The sequence below is a fragment of the Rhizobium sp. No.120 genome, from assembly GCF_054558365.1.
This window is the reverse complement of record NZ_BAAJNQ010000021.1, coordinates 39691-56979: the sequence shown is the minus strand read 5'-3', so window position 1 is coordinate 56979 and position 17289 is coordinate 39691. Positions and strand designations below refer to the sequence as shown.

Below are 17289 nucleotides of genomic sequence, written 5' to 3'. Positions count from 1 at the left end.
AATTCTCAATGGAAATATCAGGCCACGCCGGGTCAGTTCTCAGTGGCAATCAACATCGCTGGCCGACTCCCCGTCCGGTCTCGCGGCCTGGATCTACGAGAAGTTTGCGCAATGGAGCGATAGCGACGGTGTCCCTGAGCGGGTCCTCTCCCGAGACGACATGCTCAACGACATTACGCTCTACTGGCTGACCAATGTTGGTGCGTCCTCGTCGCGTTTCTACTGGGAAAACAACAACAACAATTTCAGCTCGGAGACGCAGAAGACAAAGGACATCAAGGTCCCGGTCGCCATCACGGCCTTTCCGAAGGAAATCTACAAAGCACCTGAAAGCTGGAGCAGACAGGCCTACCCTTCTCTGGTCTATTACAGCCAGGCGGCGAAAGGCGGTCACTTCGCAGCGTGGGAGCAGCCCCAGATTTTCGCCGAAGAGCTGCGCGCCGCGTTCAAATCCATGCGCTGATCGCGCACCTCGTTCATGCGGTGACAGATGGCATCGCATGAACATCTCATCCAGCTGATGGCACTTTGCGTCAAATCCAACGCTCTTGAAGGTACACGAACCGCAGACCTCTCATTGCTTAGGCGGAGTTTCTGCTTCGTGGCAAAACGTTGTTCAGATTTATTACCAGTCGGCTATCACTTTGAGCGAAACATTGCACCCTAGCCCAATGAGAACAAAATCTCGCCAGTTGCAATGACCTCAAACATCGTCAGATCCACCACCTTCAGCTTCTCACCCTCGCTCGTCTTCCAAAACCGAGCGCCGGGAAACCAGCGCTCGCCTTGTTTGGTTTGCTGTCTCAATCGGTATTGGAACTCTCTCACCTGCAAGAGACGTCCGTTGCGGGCGACAACATCGATCGAACCGAGCAGTTCAATCGACGTTTCACATAGCGGGTGAAGCTGCATAATCCAGTTCTCTTCTGTCGTCAGTATCCATGCGTTTGCGTGTCCGACGGTCCCCCCGGACCGTGTGGATGTTCGCTGCTGTAGGAGTGGGTCGTCTTCGTCTGAAACTCGTTCGGGTCAATTCCGTTAATGCCGAAGAATGCCACATGCAGTCCCCAGTAGGCAGTGCAAAAGACAATCAGAGCGCCTGACAATCCGACGGGCACGTTGATCAACTTGCGCTTCAGCCCTGTGAATAGATCAAGGCCTGAACGCTGTTCGGCAGCCACCGCAATGAGGATCGCCATGATGAGGCCATGGCCTATCAGATCTATTCGCCCGAAGGGCCACACGGCGGCCGTGAAGATCACGAGGAGGGCTATCGCTGAGAGGCGTCGGATCAGAGGCGTCCAGAGGAGCCCGAATCCCAGGGTGAACTCGGTGACCCCAGCCATAGGGATGAAGACGTCGCGTGGCATACCAAATGTCAGGAACGGTTTTTCTACGACCAGCGGATAGAACCAGCTTGGAAAGGCGAATTTCTCGAGGCTTGACCACATCAGCGCAACGGCAAGCCCCCATCGCAGGGCTTCAAAGCGGCGTTCCCTGAGGGCTTCGTTCTTCTGGGGTTCGAGGATGAGATACGCGGCAACGCCCAGGCCGAGGGCAAGATAGTCGAAAAGATGAAACAGTTCATAGTCGCGTAGGGCGAGCACCCATAGAGCTATGATTCCAACGCCTGCAAGCGGCATCGTCGCGCGCCAGAAGATGCAGCACGCGATGACGAGTTGCAGCCAGGATACCCATTCGTGCGGCGTCTTCAAATCAGGCGTCAGGTAGACGTTGCCGACAGAGAATATAGCGACGAAAAACGCGGCGATGATGCATCGGATGTAATCGTCCTGCCGCAGCCATATGGGGTTCGTTGCCTTGTTCAAGGCCGCGATCGTTGCGCCACCCCATTTGCTCAGCTCAACAAGGCGGGTCAACAAGAAGAACAACAACACCAATCCGATGCCAACCCAGAACCATGTGTCAGCAAGCGTTTTCCCGATCGGCTCTGGAGGCGCTCCGACAATATAGGGCGCGAACCATTTGACGTGCGCGGATGCACTGGCCGGGAGAAGCAGGAGAGCGATAATAAGAGGTGCTGCGCGTTTGAGATTATCCAACATGGCGGTTTCTTTCGTGGAGCGTGTGGGGCGGGCTAAAGCTTCCCCCACTTTCGAAGATCAGGCTGCCAGTAAGTCGTCGGCTGGTCCGAAGAATTCAAAGTGAATGCGATCGGCTTCAACACCCGCGTTCCAGAGGCCAGTCACAAGCGACTTCAGAAACGGCTTCGGGCCGCAGAGGTAGAAATCTCCCGTCGTAAACGGCGTATTGTGCTTGAGCCAGTCCACGTGAATAAAGCCGTCATGGTCGTGCGTAAAACCGACCATATCGCTCGGAGCAGGTTCACTATAGAACGTTGCGACCGAAATGCGTCCGTGGTCTCTGGCGATCGACCTGACGTGGCGATCCATGGCATGGGTCGAACTGTTCAATGCAGCATGAACGTAATGGGCATGCACGTCAGGATAATGCGCGCCGATCGTTTCCACCATGCTGACCATTGGGGTGAGACCGACACCAGCGGAGAGCAGAATCACCGGCCGGACGGGCTCTTCTGGCAGGAAGAAATCTCCAGCCGGCGGCGTCGCCTCGATCGTGTCTCCGACCCGCGCGGTATCGTGCAGGAACCGCGATCCGCCCGCACCTTCGGCTTCCCGTTTGACAGAGATGCGATAGTAGTCGTCGTTCGGCGAGCACGAGATCGAGTAGTTCCGTTTTATCTGAGAACCATCCGGAAGAAATAGACGGATGGTCAGATACTGGCCCGGCTTGTGCCTGACGATGCTCCCGCCATCGGCAGGCTTCAGTATAAACGTCGTGATGACGCTGCTTTCCTCGCGCTTCTCAGCGATCACGAAGGGTCGCCAGCCGTTCCACCCGCCGACCTGTGCTTCCAGACTTTCGCGGATATCAGCTTCGCGCTCCATAAGGAGATTGGCGAGGAACCAATACGCCTCACCCCAAGCCTCGATCAGCTCTGGCGTGGCGGCGTCGCCCAGCACGTCTTTGATCGCGGCCAGGAGCGCGGTGGCGACGTAAGGGTAGTGCTCCGGGAGGATGTGGTAGCCGATGTGCTTGTGAGCGATACGCTCGACCACCGGAACGACCGGGGCGAGATTATCAATGTTCTGGGCATAGGCAATGATCGCCGCCGCCAGTGCGTGAACCTGCGATCCTCCCTCCCCCTGGTTTGAGTGGTTGAACAGCTCTTTGATATGCGCGTCCTGGAAAAGCCGAGCATACATCGCCGTGGTGATAGCAGTTCCGTGGACGGCGAGTGCAGGCGCGCTTTCCTTTACGATCAGGATCGTGTTCTCACTTAGGGGCGTAGGCATGGGAGCCTCCTTGCTGGTTTACGCTGAGGTTTGGTCGGGGATCGCGGTCAAAGAACTCGAGCTGAAACCGTACGGGGCCTTGCAGCTCGAGATGGTGAGGCTGACGCGGTTCGATGAAACCAGGGTTTTGCGGGTCGAGGACAATGGGTTGGATGGCCGCCCCTTCGAAGTGAAGGACGACCTGCCCGTCCATGATCCTCACAACCGCCCATGCGCCGTCCTTTGTCTGGTGCTGGCTCAGCAAAGCCGGCGGCACGGTCACCTGGTCGAAGATCTTTGTTCTGCGATATGGCTCTGTAACCGCTGCATCCGACGGCCAGCGGGCGCCGATAACGGCCTCTGAGCCATACATCGCCCTATGCAGTCGATCCGCTATTCGAGTGGCTTTCGTCTGCATTTCCCGCGCAACGTCGGGCGGTACCATATCGTTGGTGGTTTCCTGCCATAGCTGAAGCCATCGGGAAAACATTTGGGGTTGGATCCGGTGCGCATGGATGACGTGCATCGCAACGGGATTTCCCTTGTAGCGCCCGCTGGTGAGCATCAATGATGACCAGAAGTCCTCGAGCCGCTGCAGGTGTTCCGTCCAGTCCTCGACGACGGAATTGAAGACGGGGCCGAGATCGGGATCGCGCCTGACCAGCGCATAGAATCTCGACAGCACCGGCATGATGTCTTCCTGCTGAATTGTCTGGGTAACCATGGCTCACCTAAATGATGCAAACAAGATGCATCTATTCATGTTTCCAAAAAACATGCTATGTAAATGCATATTTTGTACGGCTGCCATTTTGTCGCAGGGATGCTGATGAAACTCTCGACCTACAGTGACTACGCGATGCGGGTGATGATCCACTTGGCAGCGAAGGACGATGCCCTGACATCCATCCGTCAGGTGGCCACCATCTATGATATTTCCCAGAACCACCTGATGAAGGTCGTTCAGGATCTTGCCGGCGCCGGGTTCATCGAAGCGATGCGTGGTCGTAATGGTGGCATCCGGCTTGCGAGGCCGGCCGATCAGATCAACCTCGGATCGATCCTCCGCCACACGGAAAAGCTTACCGACCTCTTCGTCTGCGATGGATGCATCATCGCCCCAGCATGCGGTCTTCCCGTTGTTCTCCGGGAAGCGACAGCCGCGTTTGTCGCCGTATTCGACCGCTACACCTTAGCCGACGTGGCTCGCAGGAAATCCGATCTTGCCGCGCTACTGTCGATCATCACAGATGCGGACCCAGCTGTCTCTCGCCCAGACATTCATTAGCAGGGCAGCGGTCCGAGGCAAAGCTTGCCTCCCTTCTCAGAAGCTCGCATTTGCGATCGATGCCCCAGGTGTAGCGGAAGGCGGAGCCGTCGCTCTTTGTTACGCGATGGCAGGGAATAGCGACGGCCAGTGGATTACTCGCGCAGGCGCTGGCGACCGCTTTCCCTCCTTTCCTGCTCCCGATCCTGCGAGCAAGCTCCTCGTAGCTCACCGTCTGGCCCGGCGGAACTTCCCGCAGGGCGGTCCATACCCGCCTTTGAAACGCGGTTCCCCGTACGTCGAGAGGAAGGTCCAAACCCAGGCCGGGAGCTTCTACCATTCCGACGACGCAGGCGACGACATGTTCGTAGTCCTGGTCGCCGCCGACGAGATTGGCGCTCGGGAAGCGATCCTGAAGATCTCTGAGGAGCTTACCCGGATCATCCCCTATCAGGATCGCGACGACGCCCTTTTTGCTCGACGCGACAAGGATCGAGCCAAGAGACGCCAGACCGAGGGCGAAGCGGATAGTTTCCGCGCGTCCGCCAGCGCGGTAGTCTGCAGGCGCCATCCCGAGCGCTTTGTTCGAGACCGCGTAGAACCGGCTGCTCGAGCCGTAGCCGGCGTCGTAAAATGTCGACGTCACCGACTTTCCCGGCCGTAGTCCTTCTCGTAGGAGGGCTGCCCGCTTCTCCTGAATGTATGCTCGCGGAGTCACTCCTGTTTGCGCGCGGAACGTCCGGTGGAAGTGCCCTTCGCTGACGCCGAGCGCATGTGCGAGAGCCGCCACAGTCGGCGAGCTGTCGACGGCATCGATCAGCCTGCACGCCTCAGCCACGAGATCGGCATTCCTCCTTGCGAATTTCTCGTCGTCGGGACGGCATCGCAGGCACGGGCGAAAGCCTGCTCTTTGGGCGTCGGAGACGCACCCGAACCAGCGCATGTTCTCCGGGCGGGGCGGACGGGAGATGCATGTCGCCCTGCAGTAGATGCCGGTTGTGAGGACGCCGCGGATTGCGAGCGTTGTCGCTTCGTTCAAAACTTCCGCGGCATCCGTCATCAGCCGGCGCTCCTCTGCATCGAGCCGAACGGGTTGTCGATCAGGTAGCGCCACAGACCGTCCGGCCCCCTGCGCGCGATGTCGGTCGCGGTGGCGACCATGTTGACCTCGGTTCCATCCTTCGCCGTGCCGATATACGACCAGTCGAGGACGAGGGACGCCACGTCGCCAGCCACGAACAGGTGACGCTGGGTGATCGACATCTGAAGGCCGAGGCTGAAGTACTTGGCAAGCTCCTTGCCGATTGCGTCTTTGCCCACGTGAGCGACGCCCGCCGCATCGACGATCAATCCCTCCGGCTCGTAGAAGCCGAGCATGGTCTCGACATCGAGCGAGTTCAGATGCGCGAGAAGCGCCGGGACGATGCCTTCCGGTGTCGAGGAGAGTGCGAGCTTGGTGGTCATTCGATGTCCTTCAATGTTGTTTCCGCTCCTGCGAGCATTTCGACTATGGCGAGACGTCCGACCGTCGAAACTCCGTTTTCTGATCTCATATTCGCAATTTTGAGCAGTCACCGTGATCGGGCATTGACACCGATTTAAATCATAGACATTTTATATCCACGATTAGGAGATGCAACATGAAACTGAGCGAAGGCGTCGAACAGGCCATCCACTGCACGGCATTCCTGGCGGGGCTGTCGGAAGACGGCGTCCTGTCAGCGGCGGCCCTGGCCGAACTCCACGGCGTGTCAACGAGCTATCTGTTGAAGCACCTCCAGGCGCTGTCCGGCGCCGGAATCGCCGCGACGACGCCCGGGCCGAAGGGTGGTTATCGGCTGGCGAAAGCGCCAAAGGACATAAGCCTCCTCGACATCGTCCTCGCGGTCGAAGGGCCGGCGTCCGCTTTCCGGTGCGCCGAGATCCGCCAACGGGGACCGAACCCGCTGCCGCAGCGCTACTTCACCAAGCCCTGCCAGATCAATGCTGCGATGCTGAAGGCCGAAAAGGCCTATCGCGCAGAACTCGCCAAGGTATCCGTTGCGGACCTTCTGGCGGACCTCGGTGCAGACGACGACGGCGGTATCGCCGCCCGCGGATGCGCCTTCCTTGAACTCCATGAACGCAAGACGGGCAATCGCGCCTCGTCATAGGAGAAAGCACCATGACCAAGTTAAAGAAGGTCGTCGTCATCGGCGGTACGGGACTGATCGGCTCGAAGGCAGTGAAACTGTTGCAGGACGCCGGCCACGAGGCCGTCGCCGCAAGCTCGCGTAACGGCATCAACGCCTATACGGGAGAAGGACTTAAGGACGCTCTCGCCGGAGCGGACGCCATCATCGACGTGTCGAACATGATGTCGTTCGACAGACAGGCGCTCGTCGACTTCTTCGGCACGTCGAGCCGCAACCTAACCAGCGCGGAAAAGGCCGCGGGCGTGCGTCATCACGTTGTTTTGTCGATCGTCAACGCCGACCAGCTCGCGGCCAATCCCTATATGGCGGGAAAGCTGGCGCAGGAAGAGGCGGTGGCATCGTCGGGCCAGGCCTACACCATCGTCCGTGCAACGCAGTTCCACGAGTTCCTCGAGACTCTGGCCGGCGCGTACTCGGCCAACGGAGTGGTGAAAGTGCCTGACATTGACTTCCAGCCGATCGCAGCCGACGACGTCGCCGCCGCTCTCGTCGAAGCCGCGCTCGGCGAACCGAGGAACGGGACGGTGGATCTTGCGGGACCGGAGCGGTCATCGTTCGAATCCTTCATCCGGACGTATCTCGATGCGAAGGGCGACGCCCGACCGGTGCACGCCGACGCCTCCGTCGACTACTTTGGCGCGTCCGTTCTCGCAGGCTCTCTTGTTCCCGGCGGAGACTTCATCAAAGGCCGCGTCACGGTCGCCGAATGGCTTAAGGCATAGAAGGAGCGCACGATCATGAAGACAATTGCATATGCGGCTGCGGCACTCGCGGCCACCCTTGCCACCGCGTCCGCTCACGATGTCGCTAAGCCAGGACTAGCCTACGATACGAAGGACGCCAAGGTGACGCTCGTCTACGAGCACCCCCTGCCCGACGTCCCTGGCAAGAGCGTCAAGGGCGTGCTCGTCGAATACGGGCCGGGCGGGTACAGCTCCGCTCACACACATGCGAAGTCCGCACTCATCTACGCCACGGTTCTCGAGGGAGCGATCCAGAGTGCCGTCAACGGCGGCGAGACGAAGACCTTTACCGCCGGTCAGAACTTCACCGAGCTGCCAGGCGACCGCCATGACGTCAGCGCCAATGCCAGCAGGAGTGAGCCGGCGAAGCTGCTCGCCGTCTTCGTCGTCGATACCGACGACACCGTCTTGACGACGCCGCGCAAGCCATAGCGCTACCTACCAGATCCACCCCCTCACCTACCGCACAAGCAACGACGGTTTCACCGGCGAACGGAGAACCGCGTCCACAAGAAAGGAAAACAATATGTCCCGCATGAACTGGTCCGAAGTCGCCCCCGACGGCGCAAAGGCGCTGTTTGGTGTCCACCACTACGTCACAGCTAAGACGAACCTGCCGGCCGAGCTGATCCACCTCGTCTTTCTGCGCGTGTCGCAGATCAACGGCTGCGCCCACTGCATCGACATGCATAGCCGTGATCTGCGCAAGACGATTTCCGTCGACAAGATCGCACTGGTGCCGGTGTGGGACGAGGTGCCTCATCTGTTCAATGATCAGGAGCGCGCCGCTCTCGCCTGGGCTGAGGAGGTGACGAATGTCAGCCAGACTCACGCGTCGGACGAAGCTTATGCCGCTGCCGCGGCCGCTTTCGAACCCAAGGACCTCGTCGATCTGACGATCACGATCGCCGCGATGAACGCCTTCAACCGACTTGGTGCGCCGTTCCGTCTTCCGGTGGCGGCAAAGGCCTGATCGCGTCGCAACGCTCCGAAAGAGCCGACCTGCCGGTCCGTTCGCGGTCCGGCAGGTTGCTCCAACTACAGCGGTGACAATACCATTCTCGTCGCCATCTCCCAAAGACGGAACGCGTTTTCGGGATCGACCGCGTATCTTGCTACCCCCTTGAACGGCCCAGGTCCGCGCTCGTCGACGACTGGGGCTTCCTGACAGTCGTCGAAATATCTTCCGGAAATGCCTTCCACCAGAGGCGAACCCGCCAGTAGCACCGACGTGGCGGCCCCCTGCTCTATCGTCTTGCGCAGATGCTCAGGCGTTCGGAGACCGCCGGTGTGTTTCTGAAGACCCGTTGCAATTGCTCCGGGATTGAGCGCATTGGACGTGATGCCGTCGCTGGCCCAGTTCTTGGTGATTCCGACGGACATCAGGATGCAGGCTGTCTTTGACTGCCCATAGGCAAGCAGCGGATCGTACGGAATGAAGCGGAAGTCCGGATCATCCCAGAATACCGGCGCAAAGAGGTTGCCGGTCGAGGCGACCGAAACGACACGGGCACCATTTGCCTTGGCCAGATGCGGACGCAGGCCGAGTGCGAGCGCGAAATGCCCCAGGTAGTTCGTGGCGAACTGCATCTCCCGTCCTTGCGCATTCCGCTGCAATTCCGGAATGGCCATGACACCCGCGTTGTTGACGAGGACGTGCAGAGGCTCGTTCCAGCTCTCTGCGAATTCCTTCACGGACGTCAGGTCGGCGAGGTCGAGGCGACGAACGCGAAGGCGGGATTTAGGCATTGCGCGCTTCAGCTCCGCAACAGCCCTTTCGGCTTCATCCGATCGGCGGGCCGCAATCGTCACAGCCGCGCCTGTTGCGGCGAGAGCGCGGCTCGTCTCCAACCCGATGCCTGCGGCGCCACCGGTCACAATGACATTCCGGCCGGCAAGGTCGATACCCTCCAATACATCGGCGGCGGTCGACGAGAACCCAAACGGGATGGGTGATGTCATGGTCATTCTCCTTCAGACATTCGGCTTGCCCAAAAGATAAGCACGTGGCATTCGTGAACTAGATGATCACCGTTACCCGCAATGATGAGATAATTCGAACAGTCAGCACGCTCCCACCCGGCGAGCTAGCAGCCTTCCTCGCCGTCGCGGAGCACGGAGGGTTTCGCGCTGCATCACGAACACTCGGCCAGACGCCGTCGGCTCTGAGCCACGCGGTCGCTGGACTGGAGAGACGTCTCAAAGTGAAGCTCTTCCACCGTTCGACGAGGAACGTCTCGCTGACAGAGCCTGGGCGGAGACTTGCGGAGCGGCTCATGCCGGCGCTCAGCGAAATCGGATTGGCGGTCGAGGAACTGCACGAACAGGCCGCTACTCCCTCCGAGCTCGTGCGGATCAACTGCGACACAAATGCCGCCGAGCAAGTGCTGATGCCGCTGCTGACCCGCTTCATGAAGCTGCAGCCCGCGATGCGGTTTGAGATCCAGTCCGAGGGAAAACTGGTCGACATCGCCGAAGGAGGTTTCGACTGTGGCGTCCGGGCTGCCGAACTGGTTCCCGGAGAGATGGTTGCGATCCCGATCGGTCCGGATCAGCAGCACATCATCGTGGCGTCGCCCATCTATCTCGATAATGCGCCTCCCCTCGCAAGCCCCTCGGATCTCTCGCTTCACCAGTGCATCCAGCTCCGGATGGCAGGCGGGTTGATCTATCGTTGGGAGTTTCAGCGTCGCGGCGAGGAGGTCGTAGTAGCAACGACAGGCAACCTCGTCGTCGACCAGTCCCGACTTCTCCTAGCGGCGGCTTTGGACGGTTGCGGGCTTGCCTATGTGACGCGGTGGATGGCGGCTGACGCACTCGCGGACGGAAGACTCCGGCAGGTGCTTGCCGAATGGACCCCGCCCTATCCTGGCCTGTGCCTGTACTACCCGAAACACCGCCATATTGGAGCGGGAATGCGGGCCTTTCTGGACTCTCTGAAGGCCAATCGATCGATCTAAGCTCTTGATGGGTTTTGAACCGACGACCTGTACCTGCGATTGCCAAACGAGAGCCGACGATAATGATGACCAACATTTCCATCTAAAAGTGCCTGCCGCGGGAGGCGAGATGCGGCAGGCGATCAGAGCAAATGGCTGCCCCATGAAGAGAGGCTTGTGGAGGAGGCTTCGTAAATCGTTTTCAGCCGATGCGGGAGCCTCACTCCGCTTTCATTTTGCAATCTTGCGATCGAGGAAACTCCTGATCAGCGGAGCCATCTCGTCCAGCTTGTCTTCAAGCGCAAAGTGGCCTGTATCAAGGAGATGGAACTCTGCATCGGGAAGATCGCGAAGATAGGGATGCGCGCCCTCCTCCGGGAAGATCTTGTCGTTCTTGCCCCAGACGATCAGCGTCGGCGGCTTACGGTCGCGGAAGAATGCCTGGAACTGCGGATAGAGCGGCAGGTTGGTGCGGTAATCGTAGAACAGGTCGAGCTGGATATCCTTATTGCCTGGCCGGTCGAGCAGCGCCTGGTCGTGGACCCAGTTGTCGGGGCTGATCCGCGTCAGGTCCTCGACGCCATCGGTATATTGAAACTTGGTCGTCTCCGGCGCGACGAGCACAGAGAGCGCTTCCCGATCCTTCTTCGCCCCCGACTTCCAGTAGGCGCGGATCGGGTTCCAGAAATCCCGGATGCCTTCGTTATAGGCATTGCCGTTCTGAACGATCATTCCGGTGACGCGATCCGGGTGCTTGAGCGCTAGCCGGTAGCCAACGGGTGCGCCATAATCCATGAGATACACCGAATATTTGGTAGCGCTGAGCTTGGTCAGCAGCGTGTCGACGATATCGGCATAGTGGCCGAAGGAATACTCGAACTTGGTGTGATCGGGCGCATCGCTCTGACCGAAGCCCGGATAGTCAGGGGCGATGACGCGGTAACGGTCAGCGAGCAGCGGGATCAGGTTGCGGAACATGTGCGACGATGTGGGGAAACCGTGAAGCAGGACGACGACCGGGCCGTCGGCCGGTCCGGCTTCGCGATAGAAGACGTTGACACCGTCTATTTTCGCGGAGCGATAGTGAATCGTCGCAGATGCCTGCTGGGCGATCGCCGGCGTTTCGGCGAAGACTACGTTTGCGGGCGCGGTCATAAAGATGCTGGCGGATGCGAAAAGCAGGGCGGCAAGAGTACGAGACATTGTGGTTCTCCTGAGGAACGGTGGTGGGCGGCTTGTTGCCTGCAGCCAACATCGCTCTTTCAGCCTGCAAGGAGAATGTTCGTATTCAGCAAGGGATTATTGCGTCTGGTGATGTGAATGCGGTAAACAGGCGACCATTGGATGGACCGCTACGGTGGCGTCGGCGCGGTTAACGCCCTCCGGCAGATCAAAGCTCAGGGGATCGACTTGCGGTGTGACCATCGCGTTCAGAAACAGGGATGATTGTCTACCCGAGCGGCGGTCCCGCGCAACGAGATCGGGAGCGAACGCAGTTCGCTCCAAGAGCCTAAGCCTAGCTCGGTGATATCGAGGGGTTAATTGAGAAGGCGGTTCTCGCGCAGCCTCGCTGCAGCCATATCGACGAACGCTCGCACCTTTGCTGGAGCGTGCCGACCCTCCGGATGAAGGATATGGATGGGTAAAGGCGGTTCTTCGAATTCACTGAGGATGATCTGGAGCTCTCCAGCAACGAGAGCTGGGCCGATCTGGTAATTGAGCACCCTTGTCAGGCCCCACCCCTCGCGTGCCGACTGGATCGCCGCTTCGTTGGTGTTGCATTGTAAAGCCGCATCCACGGATACTCGCAGATCGTCGCCAAACTTCCACTCTGGTGAAGCCCAGGCCGCCGTGGACGCCGCGATACGGTGGTCTTTGAGGTCCGCTGGCGATTTGGGAACACCAAAGCGCTCAAAATACTTCGGAGAACCGCACATGACGCGACGGACCGTACCAACTTTCACGGCAGAAAGATTAGAGTCGGGGAGATGGCCGATGCGCACAGCGACGTCGATGCCTTCCTCGACAATGTTGACCGGTCGGTCGACGAAAAGTGTCTTTGCCTTCATCGTCGGATACGTATCGAGGTAATCCGTCACGACCGGGAGAACATACATCTGCCCGAACAGCGCGGACGCGGTTATCGAGAGAGTCCCCGTCGGCGTCGCGTAGGAACCGCCGGCAGCCGCCTCTGCTTCAGCAATATCGGCAAGGATCCGGCGACAATCTTCAAAATAGCGAACACCCGCTTCGGTCATCTTAACCGAGCGGGTGGTCCGCACCAGGAGGCGCGCTCCAATCAGGTCTTCGAGTGACGAAACCGCACGCGTGACAGCCGGTGCGCTCATGAACATCTGGCGTGCAGTATCCGCAAAACTTTCAGTTTCGGCGACCTTCACAAAGATCCTCATTGCCTGCCAGCGATCCATCTATTCCCCCAAAGTACTTGCGTTTCCAGGAACCTAAGGGCTTGGAACCAAAGCCTCAAGAGCCTCTAACAGAGGATCATGATTGGCGAACGGCAACCCTGCGAGATGCGTTCTATCTCCGCACAGGCTTCCTCGGAAAGACCGGCGCGCAGTGCGCACTGGTGCGTTTCCTGACAAGCATTCAATGCAAGGGATATTGCGATCGACGTCTCGAAGTCGAAACTTGAGCCCCGACGCGCCATGTCCATTTCGGCGCCGGTCATACCAAGTGCACGACCGGCTTCTTCTTGTTTCGCAAACAGTGGCTTGCTCGCATTGGTTCCGGTGAGAGCCAGTTCTACTGAAAGCCTTATGCGAGCATCGATTGACGAGCCGGCCATTTTTCAATCTCCTGGCTCACCCGTCTAAAAGCCGAAATCGCTCAGGCCAGGGTGGTCGTCCGGCCGGCGGCCCAGCGGCCAACGAAACTTGCGATCGGCTTCGGCGATCGGGTGCTCGTTAATGCTGGCATGCCGTTCCCGCATCAGGCCGTCTTCGGCAAATTCCCAATTCTCGTTGCCATAGGCGCGGAGCCACTGGCCACTATCATCGCGATATTCGTAAGCGTACCGGACGGCAATGCGATTGCCAGTGAACGCCCAGAGTTCCTTGATCAGGCGATAATCGAGCTCCTTGTTCCACTTGCGGGTCAGGAAGGCCTCGGCCTCGGCGCGGTTCTTCGCGAACTCGGCACGATTGCGCCAACGGGTATCGAGCGTATAGGCGAGCGCCACTTTGGCGGGATCGCGGCTGTTCCAGCCATCTTCTGCAAGACGGACCTTTTCGATGGCGCTCTCTCTGGTGAATGGGGGAAGCGGGGGACGGGACATGTTCAAGTTCCTCTGAAGATGGCGTTTGTCTTTATTGGCAAGAGACGGCACATCCTGCACCGCCTCTTGAGGGTTTGGTCACGCAGCAGCGCGATCGATGCGCGGGAAGTCGATCTCGGTGTCGAGGGCCTCGTTCACATAGTTCGTGAAGGTGTTGAGGGCCACGTGGGCGATGATCTCGACGATCTCAGCATCGCTGTAGCCGGCATCACGGACCTTGACGATCTCGGCCGGGGCAACGGAACCGCGCGCCGCCGTCAGCGCCCGGGCGAATTCGACTGCGGCAGCTGCCTTGGGATCGTTCGACGTGCCGCTGCGGTTGGCAGCGATTTCACTTTCGTCGAGCTTGGCGAACTTCGTGCCGGTGAAGGTGTGGGCCGACAAGCAATAGTCACAGCCGTTTGCTTCAGCCATGGCGAGTGCGATGCGCTCACGGGTGGCCGGCGGCAGCTTGCCCTTGCCGAGCGCGCCCTGGAGCGACGTCAAGCCCGTCAATGCGGCGGGGCTGTTGGAGACCAGGCGAAAGATGTTCGGGACGGAGCCGATCTGCTTCTGGATAGTTTCGAGGATCGGACGAGAGGCTTCCGGCGCGTCGTTGATCGTGGCGGGGGTAGGAATGCGTGACATTGTAGTCTCCTTTTTCGGTTGAGAGAGACGTTCCTCTCTTGAGATTGAATATGATCCGGTCGGAACGATTGCTGAACATCGAAAGGAAACAAGGGACCGTTACGCTGGACGCAGCAATCGGCCCTTAGACAGCGAGCTGCAGGCCGCCTTCCTGGTCGGCAGGAACAGCGCAGCACAGAAGGACTTCGTCGGCGTCGATCTTCGCCGTGGGCTGTTTGACGTAAGCGACGGCGCCGTTGACGAGCTTGGTCCGGCACGTCCCGCAATTGCCTTCGCGACAACTGAATTCGGGGGCGAGGCCACGCGCTTCGGCAAGTTCCAGGAGAGTGCCGGAACCAGGCGTCCACCGCGCCTCTTTCAGGGAATTCGTGAACACGACGGGCACAGGTTTTTCGGACGGCTGTGCGGCGGAAGACAACGCGGCTGGTGCGGGTTGCCCTGTGCGGACCAGCGACGACGGGCCGAAGGCTTCAGCCTGAATGCGGTCGTCAGCAATGTTAAGAGCCCGCAGTCCGTCATAGAGCCCTTGGGTGAACTGGGCAGGTCCGCAGAGATAGAAATCATAATCGTTGAAGGGCAGGAACCGAGTCAGCATCGTCATATCGATCCGCCCTGTCGCGTCGAAGTCCCTTCCCTCTTCAGCATCTGTGGTGTCGCTGAGGACTCTGACCAAACGCACATTGCCCTTGGCCGCACCGATAAGATCGGTCATCTCCTTGTCGAACGGCCGGTCTGCCTTGGAGCGAGCCGCGTAGAACAACGTGACCGGACGGACACGCTGCTTGCGCAGCCCTTCGTAGACGATATGACGAAGCATCGCGAGCATCGGCGTGATGCCGACGCCGCCTGCAAGAAGCACCGCCGGGCGTGTCGAGCGGGCGTCGATGCTGAATTCGCCGGCCGGCGCGCGCGCCTCGATGACATCGCCAACGGCGATGCGATCATGGAGGAACTGAGATACCTGACCATCGCGCTTGACGCTGATGCGGTAGATCCCGTCGGACGGCGCGACCGAGAGCGTGTAGGTGCGAATGACCGCCTTATCTTCGCCGGGCAGCTTGATGCGGATGGGCAGATGCTGGCCGGCCGCGTGCGGAAGGAGCCCTGCGCCATCGGCTGGCTGCAGATGGAAGGACTTGATCGTCGCGCTTTCATCGACGATCGCGGTGACGGTCATTGGCCGCCAGCTTTTAGCAAACTCTGCGGCGCGGAGACGGTCGGCGGCTTGGCTCCAGCTGCCTGTCATCAAGGAACTCGGCGACCAGCCGTCCTTTTGAAAAGCCCATCTCAACGCCAGTGCATTACGCCGCCGAACAATGCGCGTCGGCTTGAACGTCCAGAACCGCTCTGCCCCCTGGAAAGCGGCGATTTCGGGCGAGTCGAAAATGACTTCGGCCGTTCCCGTCATCTGCAGCATGTCGCCCGTGTTGAAATCCACGAAAAGCAGCCCAGCCTTTCCGTTCAGCAGGATATTGCCCAACGTCGCGAAGAAGAGATTGCCATCGAAATCGGGGATCGTCAGGACGCCATCGTCACCGATACGGACAAACCCGGCGTTCCCGCCGCGATGTGAGACGTCCACCTGGCGCCGATCTTCGCGATCGACGTAGGACGCCACGAAAAACGCGTCAGCCTCCTGAATGATCGCGCGTGCCTGGTCGTCGAGTGCAGGCAGTTCCTCGATTGCACCTTGAAACAAGGTCCCCGGCTGGCGTTCGAACGCGAAGTCGCGCAGCTGGATATAGCGCGGGCAATTTCCGAAGCTCTGGTCAACATCGACTCGGAAGCCGCCGTCGATCGTCGAGACAAAACCGTTCATGCGGTTGCGGCGACGCGTGTGCATCTCGATGCCAAGGAGACCAATCGGCAGGCCATCGGCCAATCCTTCACTAGCCGGGTCGCTCGGATCGCGGTGCGCGGCAATGTCCAGCACGACGGGCGAAGGTGACGACATGAACCCCGGCTTGCCTTCCACAAAAGTTGCCCAGGCGTCACCAGCCTGATCGACGCTCCCGAGAACGATGAAAGGCAGTTGGGCGTAGAAGTCCCGGTGCTGGTCCGGCATGAAGTCACGAACGACACGCTGACCGACGGAGGCCATGCGTTCCTTTACGCCGAGCTTCTCCTGAATAAAGGTCTCGCCTTCATGCCACGTCGGCAGTTTTGTAAGCTTCATGGACATCTGCGTTCTCCGGGAAAGGGCAAAGAGCGCGCGAGATCCCGCACGCCCTATTGAAGCTCAGGCGGCAAGACCGACCGGCGTTTTGACAAAGTCTACGAAGCCCGGGAGTTGCTCGACGCGGCGCAGCAGGACATTCACAAACGGATAGGCGCTCAGGTCGACGTTGCCCTCTGGGGCGCGTGCGACATAGCTGTAGACTGCGACGTCCGCGATCGTCGGGCGATTGCCCACCAGCCATTCGCGCCCTTGCAGATGGCTCTCGATCCGGCCAAGGATGGTGTGTGCACGGCCAATGACTTCTTCCGGGTTGAATTTGGCGCCGAACACTGTCACCAGGCGCGCAGCTGCCGGTCCGTAGGCAATCTCACCGGCAGCAACCGAAAGCCAGCGCTGAACATCCGCCGCTCCTTTAGCGTCCTCCGGAAGCCATTCCGTCTGACCCGACTTCTTGGCGAGGTAGACCAGGATCGCGTTAGAGTCGGAGATAAAGATATCGCCGTCCGCCAGAACCGGGACCTGCCCGAACGGGTTCATCTTGAGGAAGTCGGGCTGCTTGTGGGCCCCAGATTTTAGATCCACCTCGACCAGCTCGTGGGGGAGCCCGACCAGAGAAAGGAAGAGCCGGGCGCGGTGTGCGTGACCTGACAGCGGATGGTGATAGAGTTTCATGTGATCGCTCCTGATTGAAGGCCGGGTTCGTTCCCGATCCGTGAACACAGGA

20 protein-coding genes and 1 pseudogene are annotated in these 17289 nt (G+C 59.6%); 7 read left to right on the top strand and 14 right to left on the bottom strand.

Going from position 1 to position 17289, the window contains the following annotated elements; genetic code table 11:
• Nucleotides 1–463: pseudogene (locus ACYJRZ_RS29995) on the top strand (hypothetical protein); the annotation flags it as partial.
• A 200-nt stretch (nt 464–663) separates the two neighbouring features.
• Here the strand turns inward: ACYJRZ_RS29995 and ACYJRZ_RS29990 are convergent.
• The 4 genes from ACYJRZ_RS29990 to ACYJRZ_RS29975 are packed head-to-tail and all read right to left on the bottom strand — an operon-like array spanning nt 664 to nt 4008.
• Nucleotides 664–912 (bottom strand): hypothetical protein, encoded by a 249-nt coding sequence (locus tag ACYJRZ_RS29990; RefSeq protein ID WP_459464920.1) that lies wholly within the window; start codon nt 910–912, stop codon nt 664–666.
• A 20-nt stretch (nt 913–932) separates the two neighbouring features.
• Nucleotides 933–2066, bottom strand: coding sequence for a hypothetical protein (locus tag ACYJRZ_RS29985; protein ID WP_459464918.1), 1134 nt, complete (start codon nt 2064–2066; stop codon nt 933–935).
• A gap of 57 nt (nt 2067–2123) precedes the next feature.
• Nucleotides 2124–3338 carry an NO-inducible flavohemoprotein gene (gene hmpA / locus ACYJRZ_RS29980; protein ID WP_459464916.1) on the bottom strand — a complete coding sequence of 405 codons (1215 nt, stop codon included), beginning with the start codon at nt 3336–3338 and terminating at the stop codon, nt 2124–2126.
• A complete protein-coding gene (locus ACYJRZ_RS29975; protein WP_459464914.1) occupies nt 3319–4008 on the bottom strand; it encodes a DUF1971 domain-containing protein in 690 nt (229 codons plus the stop codon). Before ACYJRZ_RS29975 ends, hmpA begins: the two co-directional genes overlap by 20 nt.
• A 138-nt stretch (nt 4009–4146) precedes the next feature.
• Between ACYJRZ_RS29975 and ACYJRZ_RS29970 the strand changes: the two genes are divergently transcribed.
• Nucleotides 4147–4605, top strand: coding sequence for an Rrf2 family transcriptional regulator (locus tag ACYJRZ_RS29970; RefSeq protein ID WP_459464912.1), 459 nt, complete (start codon nt 4147–4149; stop codon nt 4603–4605).
• Here the strand turns inward: ACYJRZ_RS29970 and ada are convergent.
• On the bottom strand, nt 4562–5644 hold the full coding sequence (gene ada, locus ACYJRZ_RS29965; RefSeq protein WP_459464910.1) for a bifunctional DNA-binding transcriptional regulator/O6-methylguanine-DNA methyltransferase Ada: 1083 nt from the start codon (nt 5642–5644) through the stop codon (nt 4562–4564). The two genes, ACYJRZ_RS29970 and ada, sit on opposite strands and share 44 nt — an antisense overlap.
• On the bottom strand, nt 5644–6048 hold the full coding sequence (locus ACYJRZ_RS29960; protein WP_459464908.1) for a YybH family protein: 405 nt from the start codon (nt 6046–6048) through the stop codon (nt 5644–5646). Before ACYJRZ_RS29960 ends, ada begins: the two co-directional genes overlap by 1 nt.
• Before the next feature lie 176 nt (nt 6049–6224).
• On the opposite strand from ACYJRZ_RS29960, the gene ACYJRZ_RS29955 reads away from it, so the two are divergent.
• The 4 genes from ACYJRZ_RS29955 (at nt 6225) to ACYJRZ_RS29940 (ending at nt 8495) form a co-directional block, all read left to right on the top strand.
• Nucleotides 6225–6737 carry an RrF2 family transcriptional regulator gene (locus ACYJRZ_RS29955; RefSeq protein WP_459464906.1) on the top strand — a complete coding sequence of 171 codons (513 nt, stop codon included), beginning with the start codon at nt 6225–6227 and terminating at the stop codon, nt 6735–6737.
• Between the two features lie 11 nt (nt 6738–6748).
• On the top strand, nt 6749–7501 hold the full coding sequence (locus ACYJRZ_RS29950) for an SDR family oxidoreductase (protein ID WP_459464904.1): 753 nt from the start codon (nt 6749–6751) through the stop codon (nt 7499–7501).
• A 15-nt stretch (nt 7502–7516) separates the two neighbouring features.
• On the top strand, nt 7517–7954 hold the full coding sequence (locus tag ACYJRZ_RS29945) for a cupin domain-containing protein (protein ID WP_165225513.1): 438 nt from the start codon (nt 7517–7519) through the stop codon (nt 7952–7954).
• A gap of 94 nt (nt 7955–8048) precedes the next feature.
• Nucleotides 8049–8495: a carboxymuconolactone decarboxylase family protein gene (locus tag ACYJRZ_RS29940; RefSeq protein ID WP_182830235.1), complete on the top strand. Its 447-nt coding sequence runs from the start codon at nt 8049–8051 to the stop codon at nt 8493–8495.
• 65 nt (nt 8496–8560) lie between these two features.
• On the opposite strand, the gene ACYJRZ_RS29935 is transcribed toward ACYJRZ_RS29940, so the two are convergent.
• A complete protein-coding gene (locus ACYJRZ_RS29935; protein WP_182830236.1) occupies nt 8561–9484 on the bottom strand; it encodes an SDR family NAD(P)-dependent oxidoreductase in 924 nt (307 codons plus the stop codon).
• Between the two features lie 62 nt (nt 9485–9546).
• Between ACYJRZ_RS29935 and ACYJRZ_RS29930 the strand changes: the two genes are divergently transcribed.
• Nucleotides 9547–10482 carry a LysR family transcriptional regulator gene (locus tag ACYJRZ_RS29930; protein ID WP_459464901.1) on the top strand — a complete coding sequence of 312 codons (936 nt, stop codon included), beginning with the start codon at nt 9547–9549 and terminating at the stop codon, nt 10480–10482.
• Between the two features lie 210 nt (nt 10483–10692).
• Here ACYJRZ_RS29930 and ACYJRZ_RS29925 read toward each other — a convergent pair whose 3' ends face one another.
• The 7 genes from ACYJRZ_RS29925 to ACYJRZ_RS29895 form a co-directional block, all read right to left on the bottom strand.
• Entirely contained in the window at nt 10693–11664 is a 972-nt protein-coding gene (locus ACYJRZ_RS29925) for an alpha/beta fold hydrolase (RefSeq protein ID WP_459464899.1), read from the bottom strand.
• Between the two features lie 335 nt (nt 11665–11999).
• Nucleotides 12000–12890, bottom strand: a complete 891-nt coding sequence (locus ACYJRZ_RS29920; RefSeq protein ID WP_459464897.1) for a LysR family transcriptional regulator — start codon at nt 12888–12890, stop codon at nt 12000–12002.
• A gap of 65 nt (nt 12891–12955) precedes the next feature.
• The gene (locus tag ACYJRZ_RS29915) at nt 12956–13270 is read right to left on the bottom strand and encodes a hypothetical protein (protein ID WP_459464895.1); all 315 of its coding nucleotides are present in this window, start codon (nt 13268–13270) and stop codon (nt 12956–12958) included.
• Nucleotides 13271–13294: 24 nt separating this feature from the next.
• Complete coding sequence (locus tag ACYJRZ_RS29910) at nt 13295–13759, bottom strand: nuclear transport factor 2 family protein (protein WP_459464893.1); 465 nt, start codon at nt 13757–13759, stop codon at nt 13295–13297.
• Nucleotides 13760–13837: 78 nt separating this feature from the next.
• Nucleotides 13838–14386, bottom strand: a complete 549-nt coding sequence (locus ACYJRZ_RS29905) for a carboxymuconolactone decarboxylase family protein (RefSeq protein ID WP_459464891.1) — start codon at nt 14384–14386, stop codon at nt 13838–13840.
• Between the two features lie 124 nt (nt 14387–14510).
• Nucleotides 14511–16568, bottom strand: a complete 2058-nt coding sequence (locus ACYJRZ_RS29900) for a 2Fe-2S iron-sulfur cluster-binding protein (protein ID WP_459464889.1) — start codon at nt 16566–16568, stop codon at nt 14511–14513.
• Nucleotides 16569–16625: 57 nt separating this feature from the next.
• A complete protein-coding gene (locus ACYJRZ_RS29895; protein ID WP_459464887.1) occupies nt 16626–17237 on the bottom strand; it encodes a glutathione S-transferase family protein in 612 nt (203 codons plus the stop codon).
• Nucleotides 17238–17289 lie beyond the last annotated feature (52 nt).

What these genes read in the sequence shown, in the direction of transcription:
- ACYJRZ_RS29910 (WP_459464893.1), bottom strand. Translation starts at nt 13,759, where the DNA reads ATGTCCCGTCCCCCGCTTCCCCCATTCACCAGAGAGAGCGCCATCGAA.
- ada (WP_459464910.1), bottom strand. Translation starts at nt 5,644, where the DNA reads ATGACGGATGCCGCGGAAGTTTTGAACGAAGCGACAACGCTCGCAATC.
- ACYJRZ_RS29930 (WP_459464901.1), top strand. Translation starts at nt 9,547, where the DNA reads ATGATCACCGTTACCCGCAATGATGAGATAATTCGAACAGTCAGCACG.
- ACYJRZ_RS29940 (WP_182830235.1), top strand. Translation starts at nt 8,049, where the DNA reads ATGTCCCGCATGAACTGGTCCGAAGTCGCCCCCGACGGCGCAAAGGCG.
- ACYJRZ_RS29955 (WP_459464906.1), top strand. Translation starts at nt 6,225, where the DNA reads ATGAAACTGAGCGAAGGCGTCGAACAGGCCATCCACTGCACGGCATTC.
- ACYJRZ_RS29920 (WP_459464897.1), bottom strand. Translation starts at nt 12,890, where the DNA reads ATGGATCGCTGGCAGGCAATGAGGATCTTTGTGAAGGTCGCCGAAACT.
- ACYJRZ_RS29935 (WP_182830236.1), bottom strand. Translation starts at nt 9,484, where the DNA reads ATGACATCACCCATCCCGTTTGGGTTCTCGTCGACCGCCGCCGATGTA.
- ACYJRZ_RS29950 (WP_459464904.1), top strand. Translation starts at nt 6,749, where the DNA reads ATGACCAAGTTAAAGAAGGTCGTCGTCATCGGCGGTACGGGACTGATC.
- ACYJRZ_RS29900 (WP_459464889.1), bottom strand. Translation starts at nt 16,568, where the DNA reads ATGTCCATGAAGCTTACAAAACTGCCGACGTGGCATGAAGGCGAGACC.
- ACYJRZ_RS29915 (WP_459464895.1), bottom strand. Translation starts at nt 13,270, where the DNA reads ATGGCCGGCTCGTCAATCGATGCTCGCATAAGGCTTTCAGTAGAACTG.
- ACYJRZ_RS29985 (WP_459464918.1), bottom strand. Translation starts at nt 2,066, where the DNA reads ATGTTGGATAATCTCAAACGCGCAGCACCTCTTATTATCGCTCTCCTG.
- ACYJRZ_RS29975 (WP_459464914.1), bottom strand. Translation starts at nt 4,008, where the DNA reads ATGCCGGTGCTGTCGAGATTCTATGCGCTGGTCAGGCGCGATCCCGAT.
- ACYJRZ_RS29960 (WP_459464908.1), bottom strand. Translation starts at nt 6,048, where the DNA reads ATGACCACCAAGCTCGCACTCTCCTCGACACCGGAAGGCATCGTCCCG.
- ACYJRZ_RS29895 (WP_459464887.1), bottom strand. Translation starts at nt 17,237, where the DNA reads ATGAAACTCTATCACCATCCGCTGTCAGGTCACGCACACCGCGCCCGG.
- hmpA (WP_459464916.1), bottom strand. Translation starts at nt 3,338, where the DNA reads ATGCCTACGCCCCTAAGTGAGAACACGATCCTGATCGTAAAGGAAAGC.
- ACYJRZ_RS29925 (WP_459464899.1), bottom strand. Translation starts at nt 11,664, where the DNA reads ATGTCTCGTACTCTTGCCGCCCTGCTTTTCGCATCCGCCAGCATCTTT.
- ACYJRZ_RS29905 (WP_459464891.1), bottom strand. Translation starts at nt 14,386, where the DNA reads ATGTCACGCATTCCTACCCCCGCCACGATCAACGACGCGCCGGAAGCC.
- ACYJRZ_RS29970 (WP_459464912.1), top strand. Translation starts at nt 4,147, where the DNA reads ATGAAACTCTCGACCTACAGTGACTACGCGATGCGGGTGATGATCCAC.
- ACYJRZ_RS29990 (WP_459464920.1), bottom strand. Translation starts at nt 912, where the DNA reads ATGCAGCTTCACCCGCTATGTGAAACGTCGATTGAACTGCTCGGTTCG.
- ACYJRZ_RS29945 (WP_165225513.1), top strand. Translation starts at nt 7,517, where the DNA reads ATGAAGACAATTGCATATGCGGCTGCGGCACTCGCGGCCACCCTTGCC.